9 protein-coding genes are annotated in these 12,325 nt (G+C 44.6%); 4 read left to right on the top strand and 5 right to left on the bottom strand.

Going from position 1 to position 12,325, the window contains the following annotated elements; genetic code table 11:
- Window positions 1-65: 65 nt before the first annotated feature.
- Window positions 66-893: a 4-hydroxy-tetrahydrodipicolinate reductase gene (dapB, locus tag AC4II3_RS19460; RefSeq protein ID WP_488010108.1), complete on the bottom strand. Its 828-nt coding sequence runs from the start codon at window positions 891-893 to the stop codon at window positions 66-68.
- A gap of 370 nt (window positions 894-1,263) precedes the next feature.
- Between dapB and AC4II3_RS19455 the strand changes: the two genes are divergently transcribed.
- Window positions 1,264-1,590, top strand: coding sequence for an STAS domain-containing protein (locus tag AC4II3_RS19455; protein WP_488010110.1), 327 nt, complete (start codon window positions 1,264-1,266; stop codon window positions 1,588-1,590).
- Between the two features lie 540 nt (window positions 1,591-2,130).
- Here the strand turns inward: AC4II3_RS19455 and AC4II3_RS19450 are convergent.
- Window positions 2,131-3,276, bottom strand: a complete 1,146-nt coding sequence (locus AC4II3_RS19450) for a PP2C family protein-serine/threonine phosphatase (RefSeq protein ID WP_488010112.1) — start codon at window positions 3,274-3,276, stop codon at window positions 2,131-2,133.
- Between the two features lie 150 nt (window positions 3,277-3,426).
- A complete protein-coding gene (locus AC4II3_RS19445) occupies window positions 3,427-3,684 on the bottom strand; it encodes a hypothetical protein (RefSeq protein WP_488010114.1) in 258 nt (85 codons plus the stop codon).
- 118 nt (window positions 3,685-3,802) lie between these two features.
- Here AC4II3_RS19445 and AC4II3_RS19440 point away from each other — a divergent pair, with 118 nt between their 5' ends.
- Entirely contained in the window at window positions 3,803-4,348 is a 546-nt protein-coding gene (locus AC4II3_RS19440; protein ID WP_488010116.1) for an ATP-binding protein, read from the top strand.
- A gap of 326 nt (window positions 4,349-4,674) precedes the next feature.
- On the opposite strand, the gene AC4II3_RS19435 is transcribed toward AC4II3_RS19440, so the two are convergent.
- Together AC4II3_RS19435 and AC4II3_RS19430 are read right to left on the bottom strand one after the other, a co-directional pair.
- The gene (locus AC4II3_RS19435; protein ID WP_490722870.1) at window positions 4,675-6,060 is read right to left on the bottom strand and encodes a cytochrome P450; all 1,386 of its coding nucleotides are present in this window, start codon (window positions 6,058-6,060) and stop codon (window positions 4,675-4,677) included.
- Window positions 6,061-6,363: 303 nt separating this feature from the next.
- Window positions 6,364-7,743 carry a cytochrome P450 gene (locus tag AC4II3_RS19430; RefSeq protein WP_490722869.1) on the bottom strand — a complete coding sequence of 460 codons (1,380 nt, stop codon included), beginning with the start codon at window positions 7,741-7,743 and terminating at the stop codon, window positions 6,364-6,366.
- Window positions 7,744-8,150: 407 nt separating this feature from the next.
- Between AC4II3_RS19430 and AC4II3_RS19425 the strand changes: the two genes are divergently transcribed.
- The gene (locus AC4II3_RS19425) at window positions 8,151-10,361 is read left to right on the top strand and encodes a phosphoketolase family protein (RefSeq protein WP_488010122.1); all 2,211 of its coding nucleotides are present in this window, start codon (window positions 8,151-8,153) and stop codon (window positions 10,359-10,361) included.
- Between the two features lie 121 nt (window positions 10,362-10,482).
- Window positions 10,483-12,060: a cytochrome P450 gene (locus AC4II3_RS19420; protein ID WP_488029122.1), complete on the top strand. Its 1,578-nt coding sequence runs from the start codon at window positions 10,483-10,485 to the stop codon at window positions 12,058-12,060.
- The last annotated feature ends 265 nt before the right edge of the window (window positions 12,061-12,325 follow it).

Genomic DNA, 12,325 nt, shown 5'->3' with positions numbered 1-12,325 from the left:
AATGACTAATGACTAATGACTAATGACTAATGACTAATGACTAATGACTAATGACCAATAACTGGTTACAAGATTTTCTCTAACCCATATAGTAGACCCTTGAGTTGGGTAACTTTGCGAATCGCGAGTAGTACTCCTGGCATATAGCAGGAACGGTCGCTGGTGTCGTGACGTAGGGTGTAGATTTGACCAGGGGCACCAAAGATGACTTCTTGGTGGGCAATTAAGCCAGGTAAACGCACGCTATGAATCCGAATGTTGTCTTCTGCAATGCTTCCCCTGGCACCTTTTAGTTTTTCAGTTTCTTCCACCATTGCCGGATTATAGGTTTTACCCGTTCCAGCCATGCGTTGGGCAGTTTGAATGGCAGTACCGCTGGGAGCGTCAGCTTTTTGGTTGTGGTGGAGTTCAATGATTTCTACGTGGTCAAAGTATTGAGAGGCTTGCACAGCTGCTTGTTGCAGTAATGCCATACCAATGGAGAAGTTGGGGATAATTAGGCAGCCAGTGCTGGCTTTTTCAGAAAATTCGGAGAGGTCTTTGATTTGCTCGGGACTAAGACCAGTGGTGCCAACTACGGGGCGGATACCGTATGCGATCGCAGTTCGGATGTTGTCGTATATGCTGTCAGGGTGGGTAAAGTCTACCATCACCCCTTGGGTTTTTTCTTGGGTAGCCAGAACTAGATTGGCTTGCAGGTCATTGAGAATGGGAATTTCAACTGGTTCGCACCCGGCCACTTCTCCGGCATCTTGACCTAGATACTTAGGATTGGTATCGATGGCACCGATTAGGGTTATATCTTCGGCAAGAGATACAGCCTTAATCACCTCTCGACCCATTTTTCCGGCGGCACCGTTTACGACTACTGGAATGGGATTTGAATTGGACATGGTTTCAGGATAGTTTGGGGGTCTGCCAAGGGAATTTTAATCTATATTGGTAGTTTTGGTGGGAGTGGGGTTAGGGGATGGAAGCTTGAAGACACCAGTGGATACTAAGGATAGCACTAAGGGTAGATGGGTTCAAATCTTGCTTTTAGTTATAAGCCCCGGTTATCAGCCCCCAAATTCATTCCAAATCCAAGTTTACTGTGCTCTTTATGGGTGAAGCTAATCCTGAAAGAAACGATTATTGCTGTAGTACTAGGTTAAGTCGTAAGTCAGCTCAATGGTTATTGTCCAACCAAAGTCTGGCTGAAATTATTTGTCACGGCTATACTAGCAAAGTCAGTATATGTTTGTAACTAGCTTAATTTGGTATATGAGTAGTGCTGTTAAAGTAGTTCAACCCAAAGGCATTCTAGATGGTACACAAGCTGGCGATTTTCGTCAAGAGGTTACTGACCTGGTGAAATCTGGAGCAGATATTATTTTGATTGATTTTAAAGATGTTACTTTTATGGATAGTTCTGGTTTGGGAGCGTTGGTACTTGCTCTTAAAACTGTTCGTGCTGATGGCAGAAAAATGTATATATGCTCAGTTAATGAGCAAATCAAAATGTTATTTGACCTGACCAGCATGGACAAAGTATTTGATATCTTTCCTACACGAGAAGATTTTGAAAGCGAGGTGCTGTCTACGACATAATTTCATGGAATTCAATAGGGCGAACGCCGTTGGGCGTAGCCCTTTCCAAATCCTAGATTTTGTTTTAAGCTGTTGCCCATTTAAATTGGATATTCTTCAGTTATCAAAAAAAACTCAAACCCTTTTCCCTGCTCCCCTGCTGTCAGAACCATCAAATTTTAATGAAGACCAGCTTAGGGAAGGTAGGAAGATGTTTTATTAAAATTGCCTAAAGCTTGATGAATTCGACACAACCAACTATGCTCCGATTGAAGACTCAGCAGCTTCAAGTCATAAGCTTCGAGTCATAATAATTAATTTTTCAGTAATTTTCCCTAAAAATTGGCAAAAAATTGGCGATAAATTGGCGAAATAATCCACCAATCATTTTTTATACTCCCACTAACCTGGCTGAATTATTTTGATGATTTACTGCCTTTAACTCTCCAGTTTTCTCTTGAAAAGCTGCCAATTTTTGACATTGCCCATTGCCCATGGGCACACGCTAAGCAAACGGCCCACGCTACGGAAACTGAGGTTGATTAGTCCAGAACGAGCTGTTCATACAAAATTGATTTCTAGTAACGATAAATCATCATCAAAATAGTGTTTAGGGTTCACGGCTTGCAGAGATTTCAAAATCAAATCTAAGTGACAAGCACCATTGTGATTTTGCTTACACTCTGCCAGCAATCTGATGAAGGGCTCAAGTCCCCAAACGTTCCCATTGGATTGGTTAATCTCGTAAATCCCATCGCTGAATATATATAGGGTGCTCGATTCACTAATTTCACAGCATTGATCAATATAATCGGCATCTGGGAACATACCAACAGGTAAGCCAGGCGTTTTTAGACGTTGTACTTCCATCAAGGAACCATGGGTCTGAGCAATTAATATTGCGGGTGGATGTCCTGCACTAGCATAGACAAGTTGACGCTTGACCTGGTTATATACCCCATACCAGACCGTGAAGTACTTATCATTTCGCTCAGTAATCTGGAAGGTTTGATTCAACCCTCGTAGAACATCACTCGGTTGATAGTAGTTAATCGACTTTAGAGCCCGCGACCTAAGTAAATTTAGCACTGAAAGTGTGGGCAAGGCAGCTCGTAAGCCATGTCCAGCAGCATCCAGCAGATAAATTGCCAAATGCTCTGAGTCTAGCCAATAATAGTCAAAGCCATCACCCCCCAGTTTTCGGGACGGAATAAATCGGGTGTCGATGGTCACCGATGGTTTGGTCATCCGGTCTGGAAGAATCGAACTAACATACTCTGCTGCCTCTGCTAATTCTCCCTCCAACAACTGCTTTTGGTGCTGCAAATCATGACTTAGTTGGTGTAACCTCAAGCCAGCCCTGACTCGTGCGTTCAACTCTGCTATTTCGATCGGCTTACACAGAAAGTCATCTGCTCCAGCATCTAGCCCTTCTACCCGGTCTTCAATGGAATTTCGAGATGTCACCAGAATAAATATGGTGGTTGAGAATCCCGGTGTTACCTTGAGTTGACGACAGACGTCCAATCCATTCATACCGGGCATAATCCAATCGCAAATGACTAGCGCTGGACGTAACTTTTCTACCTGCACCAAACCTTCTTCACCGTTGCTAGCTACAGCTACCTTATAACCCTGGTGGCAAAGGGTCCGTTTCAGTAACATCTGAATGGCTGGATCATCATCAATAATCAGAATTTGGTTCATGGCACTGAGGTTGTACAAATTACTTTAGGATTTATCAATACACTGACTTACAATCAGGACAGCCAGTAGATTCTGACCGGCTGAATTTTACGAAACCTTGATCAGACCCCAAGACAAGTTAGACTGAGTTACTTTTATTGATGGCATTCCCTATTGGCGTATCGGATTTATTTGTGCTAACTTCTCTGTCTTGCACCGCTTCCGGTTTCTTCCCCCTTTTCGCGCATCTCCATCAATTTTTACCGTTTTGGGCAACAGCTTATAGAGGGTAAGACCCACTAGAGGGCAAGACCCCCTGGCTTGATAGAAAACGGGAAAAGAAACCCCTTTTGCATCAACGGTTTTCAAGGGTGCTTCTGGCAGAGCTTCTATAAAAAGTTTTCTTTGAAGGCATTTTTTTGAAGGCAATTGATTATTAGTCCATAGTAGAGGGAGATATAAATCTAGGTTAGACTGGATTCCTTGATCTTAGAGTACCCTTTGGAGAGAATCAGGCTTCAATGTGGTTGATGTATGTGGTTGATGTATGTGGTTGATGTATGTGGTTGATGTCAAAGATTTTGAGGAATTGGAAAAATTGAAAACATCTATCCAACAATTTCCTAGCGATCTTAAAGCGTTAGAAAGCGTTTTGGGATGGTTTGACCAGTTCAAACCATCGTCTGTTCGCCAAAAAGTCTGGTTGCAGTGCCAATTAGCTCTCGCTGAAGGATTTACCAATGCCGTTCGTCATGCTCACAAAGATGCGCCAGAAGACGTTTCCATTGATCTCGAAGTTACTTTATTCCCCCAGCGCTTAGAGTTTCGGATCTGGGATCAAGGCCCTCCCTTTGATTTAGAACAGCGGCTGAGAGACCAAAAGCTGCAAATTAACCCTCAATCTGGTGGTGGACGTGGCATCGCTATACTACAAAAAATTGCTGATCATCTCAGCTATACCCGTACCGATGACAACCGGAACTGTTTGTTAATTGTGAAGTGTTATCAGGAATTGGGAAAGAGGGATTTAGAGACTTTTTGTAAAGAAAATGTTAAAGAGTCTCGATTACCAATTGTCAGACCGATGGAATAGGATAATGAGATGGGTGACCTAAGTGGCTGAAACTCGCTTTGCTGTGCTAGTTAGACTTTTGTTGACATTTATTTAGACTCAGCACAAAATAACACAAAATCTTTAATATTCTGAGTAATTCACTATTTTGTTTGGCAACACCATACCGGGTTTGGAAGAGTATGCTCGCAAAATGCGATTGACCGTTCGCACAGCGTCGGGCAAAGCCCGAAAGCTCACGCGAAGCGTGACCTTTTCGGTAACCTTACTGGCGGCAAAGACTCTCGATTATCACGGATAACTGTTTCTGTTGCTATGGGGCAATTACTGGGAAAATTACTTTGATCCTAAATAGAATTTACGGTAGCAGGTTTTGGTGAATCCTTCGCAACACGTTGACCGGTCATTACCATCGGAATCCCATTTTCCGGACCAATCAGGAATCCACGACGAGCTGGTTTGATGATTTTGTTTTGTACTAAGGCTAAGTGATAACCAGACAATACCTTAGCTAAAACCAGTTTCATTTCTAACATCGCCAAAGTAGCACCAATACAGCGTCGGTTGCCACCACCAAAGGGAAAATACTCATAGGCAGAGTATTGACGCTCAAGGAATCGTTCTGGTTTAAACTGCTCGGACTCTCGATAGAGGTCTTCTCGACGATGGGTTAAATAGGGACAGGGAAAAAGGGCAGTATTGGCCTGATAGTGGTGACCCATAATAGTAATTGGGGCTGTGGTAATGCGGGTGAAGATCACAAACGCCACTGGGTAAATCCGCAGGGTTTCGTAGGCTACTGCTGTGAGATAGGGCAGTTGGGCAATGGCCATCGGGTCTGGATTATCCCCTAAGCTATCAATTTCCTCTAGCAGTTTTTGGCGCACTGTCGGTAATCGATGAATCCAGTAAAATGCCCAAGCTAAAGTGCTTGCAGTAGTCTCGTGACCCGCTATCAACAAAGTCAATAACTGATCTTGTAACTCCTGATCACTCATCAACTCACCATTTTCGTCCCGAGCAGACATCATTAAACTGAGAATGTCATTGCCCATTAGCTCGGGTTGCTCTCGGCGCTGATTAATCTCTGCCTGAAGGAGGTTATAAATTTGCTGCCTACGCCGCACCCACTTGCCCCAAGGACTCCAAGGTCCTAAATCTCGTTGCAGGAACTTAAAAAACAGCATACTAGAGCGCAGGGGGGAAGCAGTCACATCTAGCATGGCTGCCAGCAGTAGCTTGAGTTTTTGGTAACGGGTACCCTCACCTAGACCGAAAACCCCCTGCATGATTACCTCGATGGTAATGTCTTGCATGGCACTACGGGCAGTAAACCCTTTACCGATTACCCACTGACTCGCTACTTGCTGGGTAATATCACAAATCAATTGACTGTAGGAATTAATTCGTTGGCCATGAAAGGGAGGAATCAAGAGTTTACGCTGCCGCTGGTGGGGTAACCCATCGAGTAAAGTCATTGAGGTTTCCCCCAGCAAGGGTTGTAGCAGCTTATTTCGTTCACCAGACTTAAACTGGCTAGGAGGAGCGGTCAAGACTTCCTGAATTGCTTGGGGATGGCTGAGGATGACTAACTGTCCCAAACCACTTAGCCGTATAGTAAATGTATCTCCATAGCGTTCTACACACTGATCCAAATACTTCAGAGGGTCAGCAACCCAATAGATTAACTGTAACCACTCAGGGATTTGAGGACCATCAGGCAATTTATTCACATTCGTTTTCCTCTTTTACTTTCTCAAGACACATTCATTGTCTAACCTAACTGCCATAACAGGGTAAACGCATCTAAATTAACTAAGTTTTAAAAAATCTATATTTGTGACGTTTAACTAGTAACAATCAATCAGGGTAAACGCATCTAATTGGCTAATTCCTATATATACTGTTTTTCCAATTCACTAAACACTATATGTGAAAAAAACCTTGTCAATAAGTGCAATAAGCTTTGGTTTATTGAGAACTACCTCCGGTTACCCAACAAGATGCGTTTACCCTGTTCTTATCCCGAACTCAGGTTAAATAGAATTTACGGTAGCAGGCTTTGGTGAATCCTTCGCAACACGTTGACCGGTCATTACCATCGGAATCCCATTTTCCGGACCAATCAGGAATCCACGACGAGCTGGTTTGATGATTTTGTTTTGTACTAAGGCTAAGTGATAACCAGACAATACCTTAGCTAAAACCAGTTTCATTTCTAACATCGCCAAAGTAGCACCAATACAGCGTCGGTTGCCACCACCAAAGGGAAAATACTCATAGGCAGAGTATTGACGCTCAAGGAATCGTTCTGGTTTAAACTTCTCGGATTCTGGATAGAGGTCTTCTCGACGATGAGTTAAATAGGGACAGGCAGCGAGGATAGTATTGGCCTGATAGTGGTGACCCATAATAGTAATTGGGGATTTGGTAATGCGGGTAAAGATCACGAAAACCACTGGGTAAATCCGCAGGGTTTCGTAGGCTACTGCTGTGAGATAGGGCAGTTTTGCAATGGCCATCGGGTCTGGATTATCCCCTAAGCTATCAATTTCCTCTAGTAGTTTTTGGCGCACTGTCGGTAATCGATGAATCCAGTAAAATGCCCAAGCTAAAGTGCTTGCAGTAGTCTCGTGACCCGCTATCAACAAAGTCAATAACTGATCTTGTAACTCCTGATCACTCATCAACTCACCATTTTCGTCCCGAGCAGACATCATTAAACTGAGAATGTCATTGCCCATTAGCTCGGGTTGCTCTCGGCGCTGATTAATCTCTTCCTGAAGGAGGTTATAAATTTGCTGCCTACGCCGCACCATCTTGCCCCAAGGACTCCAAGCCCCTAAATCTCGTTGCAGAAACTTAAAAAACAGCATACTAGAGCGCAGGGGGGAACCAGTTACATCTAGCATCGCTGTCAGGAGTGGCTTCAGTTTCTGGTAACGGGGTCCCTCACCTAGACCGAAAACTCCTTCCATGATTACCTGGATGGTAATGTCTTGCATGGCACTAAGAGCAGTAAACCCTTTACCGATTACCCACTGACTCGCTACTTGCTCAGTAATATCACAAATTAATTTACTGTAAGAATTAATTCGTTCCCCATGAAAGGGAGGAATCAAGAGTTTACGCTGCCGCTGGTGGGGTTTACCATCAAGTAAAAGGATTGAATTTTCTCCCAGCAAGGGTCGTGACAGATCACTTGCTCCAGACTTAAACTGGCTAGAAGGAGCGGTCAAGACTTCCTGAATTGCTTGGGGATGGCTGAGGATGACGAACGTTCGCAAACCAAGCCGTATGGTAAATGTATCTCCATAGCGTTTTACAGACTGCTCCAAATACTTCAGAGGGTCAGCAATCCAATTGATTAACTGTAACCACTTAGGGGTTTGAGGACCGTCAGGCAATTTACTCACACTTGTTATCCTGTGCTACTTTCTCTTGACCAATTCATGGTCTAACCTAACTACCTACTATATTTCAAAAAAAGCTTCGGTTACCTGATTAGTATCATAAATCCGCTTATAGACAAGCTATTAAGAAAATTAAGGGTAATCAAAATTAGTCGATTAATCCTATTGTGTCAATCTCTGGGAATTAAAATAAAGCAAGATTTGATCTGAATCTGTACAAGGCAGCTAGAACAATGGATGTAGAGTTACAGATTCTCAAGTAGTCTCAAGAGTAGTCTCAATCAATCTAATCCATAAGACATTTCACTGGTTTAAAACCCAAATTTCGCCAATATACTAATTCCGCACTCAGCGAGGTGATTGTAATATTTGTTTAATACTCGTAATAATTAGAAAAGGTTTCTGACACTATGACAGTTGGTAGCAGGGTTTCGACATTCTGTCAAGGAATTCAGTATTTTGAGAATACCATACCGGGTTTTGATGCGGCTTTTGACCAATACGGGCAACAACTAGCGATTGCCCTGGGGCAAAATGCCATCACATCTCCTGATGATCCAGCAGCTGTCTTCCAGACCTTACTGGCTGCTGATGCCCTACGCTACCTAACCCTGCACATCACTGCTAGTAAATCCTCTGGTCATCCAGGGGGATTTGCCAGCATTGCGGACGGGATTGCAGCCTTGGTCATGCTGGGTTACAAAAACATTATTACTGAAGTGGGACACCATGCCCCAGGCTTCTACAGTAACATGTTTCTGGACGGCTCCCTAGAGGAGATGGGCATTAAGACTGTAGAACAGATGGGGGAACGCTTCCGAGAAATGCACGGATTGCTCGGACACCTTTCTGGTCAAATTCCCGGACTCCTCAATCCGGCTGGCCCCCTCGGACAAGGGCAACACTTTGCCATGGCCGGGGCTTTGCTTCATCCAGGGGTACTATTCCCAGTTACCATTGGGGATGGTGGTTTGGGTGAACCTTATATCATGAGCAGTTTTGGTCACTTCTCTACGGCCTATCCCCAGGTGACTAATTTTCTGCCCATCTTAGTGTGGAATGGTTACAGCCAAGAACACCATAGTATGGTTTCCACAAAGTCCAATCAGGAGATGATTGCATACTGGCAGGGCAATGGTTTTCAAGAGGTTATCTTAATCAATGCTAAGGATTACGATGATGCTGACCAACCTGGTGAGTATGTCGATAGCACTGAGTTTTCTTTGCAGAAGCGATTGGCATTTACCCAAGGGGTTTTGGAAGCTACGGATAAAGCGGCTAAATCAGCGTTGAGTGGTAAGTTAACGGTGCTGATTGTTAAACAACTCAAAGGAGCGGGAGTCCACAAACGGGGAGCCAAAGCTCACAATCTCTACCCAGGAGATACCCTGGAAAAAGATTATATTGTTAGTGCCCTAAAAGCTCGGGCGTTACCGTCTCAAGCTTGGGAATTAGTCAGGACAAATTTTGAGCGTTCTGGAGGAGGGCCAGCGGCTCATACTGTAGTTACAGAAAAGGAATTTCCTTTGCCAGATTTAGGTGAATTACCTTTAGAAGAATTTGTGATTGACGGAGACAAGAAAGTAGCGACTACCGCGATGGGAAGTATAGTTGCTCATGTGGGGCAAAAAGACCCTAATTTTATTATTTCCAATGCTGATGGCAATGCTGCTTCTGGAATTAATAATATTAACCAAGCCCTAAAAATTATCCACCCGACCCCGGATGAAATTTACTTCCAAGGACCAAAAGGTCAGGTGTACGAACCCTTGAGTGAAGATGCTTGTGCTGGATTAGCGGTAGGGTTAGCCTTGTTTGGCGCTCGTACTCTGTGGTGTTCTTATGAATCCTTTGCTATCAATGGGTTACCGATTTGGCAAACCGTTACCCAAGCCATGGCAGAATTGCGCCGTCCTACTCCGTCTACTATTACATTATTTACGGCTGGGGCACTGGAGCAAGGACGCAATGGTTGGACTCACCAGCGTCCTGAAATTGAAAATTACTTTGCTGCTATGATGCGCAATGGCAATATTTTCCCGTTGTTTCCCTGTGATGCTAATAGTATCCAAGTGTGTTATGAGTGGGCGCTGAGTACTAAGAATAAAGGAATTACCATTACTGCCAGTAAGTCACCCTTACCGGTACGTACGACCTTTGAGCAAACCCGTCAAGGCTTGCAAGATGGTGCAGTGGTGTTGCATGAAACTAAAGGTAGTAAAACCGTTGTGTTTGCGGTGATTGGGGATATGAGCCTGATACCAGTGTTTGATGCTGCTTCCGATTTGGAAAACCAAGGGATTGGGGTGCGGATTGTTTCAGTAATCAGTCCCCGCCGCTTGTACCGTCCTGATGATACGGCTTGGAAAACCTGTACTGACCCTGATGGCGGTTTCTTGGATGATCAGGGGTTTGAACAGCTGTTTGGTGGGGATGGGTTGATTGGTGTTACTGGTGGTACCAGTGCCATGCTCGAACCGATTATGTTACGTAGTACTTGCAAACGGGATGTGGTGGCTTGGAAGCGGGGTGAAACTGCTAGCAGTGCTGGTCAAATTATGGCGTTTAATGGTTTGACTGCTGAGGCTTTGGCCAAACGAGCTACTGAGTTGGTTGGTTAAAATTTAGTTGGTTAGCATTTTTTGGTGTAGCCCAAACTCTTAAGGATAGGGCTGCACTAATCAAGCCTCGCTGCCCGGACCCAAGACTAAAAGTTAATCGTTTTTAAATTAAGGCAGATTCATGTTCCAAGAGATTGCTGCTCAGATTGCTTTTTCCCCCTCCTTTCCCTATTTATCCACAGCCCTAGGGGTGACTAGCATCGGGGGACTACTGGGCTGGCGCTGGTGGCAACGGAAAAACACTTACAAATCCCTAGAGTCACTCCCCTGTCCTCCGAAACACTGGCTATTGGGCAATCTTCCTCAGGTATTAGCAGCAGTCAAACAGAAGAAATTCTTCCAATTATTGTTTGATTGGAGCAAGCAGCTAGGCCCGATTTATGTTTTGTGGCTTGACCCTCCACTTCTGGTTTTGAGTCAACCAAAGGTGATAGAAAACACCATTGTGAATGGCATCAAAGATGGCAGCTTGGTTAGGTCTAAGCAATTGCGCCAAATTTGGAACGACCTTGGTGGTGCTCCCGTTCTTCTCGGGGAAAACGGGAGTGAGTGGCAGTGGCGACGGAAGGCTTGGAATCCTGAATTCAATTCCAGTGGTCTGTCCAAATACTTTGAGATTATTAACCTTGCCTGCGAACAAGTAATTGCCAGAATTCAGCAAGATGCACCGCAAACAGAGGTAAAGGTCGATTTCCTGTTTGTGGAACTAACGATGAGGGTGATTTTCTATTTAGTGCTCGGAATTCCTGTGGAGGGAAAATCCTCTAGTTCTGAAGGTCCACCCCTCGATATTCTTAAGGCTTACGAGGCGATGTCTATTATAGGATATCGGGTTCTACGGTTAATTACTGGCGAGAAGATATGGATGAAATATTTGCCCACTAAGGCTTCACGAGATTACTGGAGAGCAATGGCATATTTAGAGGGTGTGATTGCTCCGAGAGTGGACTTAGCCTTGAAGATGAGAGCACAAAACCCGACTAATTGGGGGCAGGTAAGTCCAATGTTCCAGGAATCGATGTTAGTAAAAATAGCGGCTAAGGAACCAAAATACACTCGGAAAACACTGATAGCAGAAGCGATTGAACTCTTGGCTGGTGGTACTGATACCACAGCTCATACTATATCCTTTGCAGTAGGAGAGTTAGCCTTAAATCCCAGGGTTTTTAAGAAAGCACAGGCTGTGGTTGACCAAAGTTGGCAAAGTAATGGTGGTATTAATACAGAAAGTCTGAAAAAATTGACTTACATCAGTGCCATTATCAAAGAAACTTTGCGCCTTTATTCCGTCGCCTCAGGTTCTACTTCCTTGGAGGCTGAACGTGACACCGTAATTGAGGGCAACTTGATTCCTCGTGGCACGATTATCTCCTGGTCAATGCTGGCTGCTGGGCGAGACCCAGAGGTCTATGCCAATCCCAAGGAATTTTTGCCAGAGCGTTGGTTAGACCAGGGCAAGGGCAGCAGGCCACTTCCCATGATAACCTTTGGCTCAGGTTCTCATCGTTGCTTGGGAGAGCATCTGGCCATGGTGGAAGCAACGGTAATGCTAGGAATGCTGCTCCGTTATTTTGATTGGGAGTTGGTCAATGGTCGTTCATCTGTTGAACAGTTACAACAGAACCTTTTGATTTATCCGTCTGATGGGATGCCAGTGCGTTTTAAGGCCAGAGACTTCCAGTGTATTGAAGAAACTTAATGGGCTCTCCTAGGGTGCTGAGGGGGTGACAACAATGCATTAAACTAGACAGGGTATGGGGTGTGGGGTGTGGGGGGTGGGGAAAATAGAAGCGATACAGCGCCTTCACGCGGGGGTTTCCCCCACTCGCGCTTTGCATCAAGACAGGGAATTTGGAGTGAGCCATTGGATAACAATCGCTCCGAAACCTGATTTAACCGTCCCCTCGCAACTCCGCCAGCTCCTGATCTTCCCCTCCTGGGAGGGGTTAGGGGTGGGTTACCCG

It is taken from the genome of Moorena sp. (genome assembly GCF_982860115.1).
The sequence above is the reverse complement of the archived record's forward strand: the minus strand, read 5'-3'. Positions and strand labels throughout refer to the sequence as shown.

What these genes read in the sequence shown, in the direction of transcription:
- AC4II3_RS19455 (WP_488010110.1), top strand. Translation starts at nt 1,264, where the DNA reads ATGAGTAGTGCTGTTAAAGTAGTTCAACCCAAAGGCATTCTAGATGGT.
- AC4II3_RS19450 (WP_488010112.1), bottom strand. Translation starts at nt 3,276, where the DNA reads ATGAACCAAATTCTGATTATTGATGATGATCCAGCCATTCAGATGTTA.
- AC4II3_RS19420 (WP_488029122.1), top strand. Translation starts at nt 10,483, where the DNA reads ATGTTCCAAGAGATTGCTGCTCAGATTGCTTTTTCCCCCTCCTTTCCC.
- AC4II3_RS19440 (WP_488010116.1), top strand. Translation starts at nt 3,803, where the DNA reads ATGTGGTTGATGTATGTGGTTGATGTCAAAGATTTTGAGGAATTGGAA.
- AC4II3_RS19425 (WP_488010122.1), top strand. Translation starts at nt 8,151, where the DNA reads ATGACAGTTGGTAGCAGGGTTTCGACATTCTGTCAAGGAATTCAGTAT.
- dapB (WP_488010108.1), bottom strand. Translation starts at nt 893, where the DNA reads ATGTCCAATTCAAATCCCATTCCAGTAGTCGTAAACGGTGCCGCCGGA.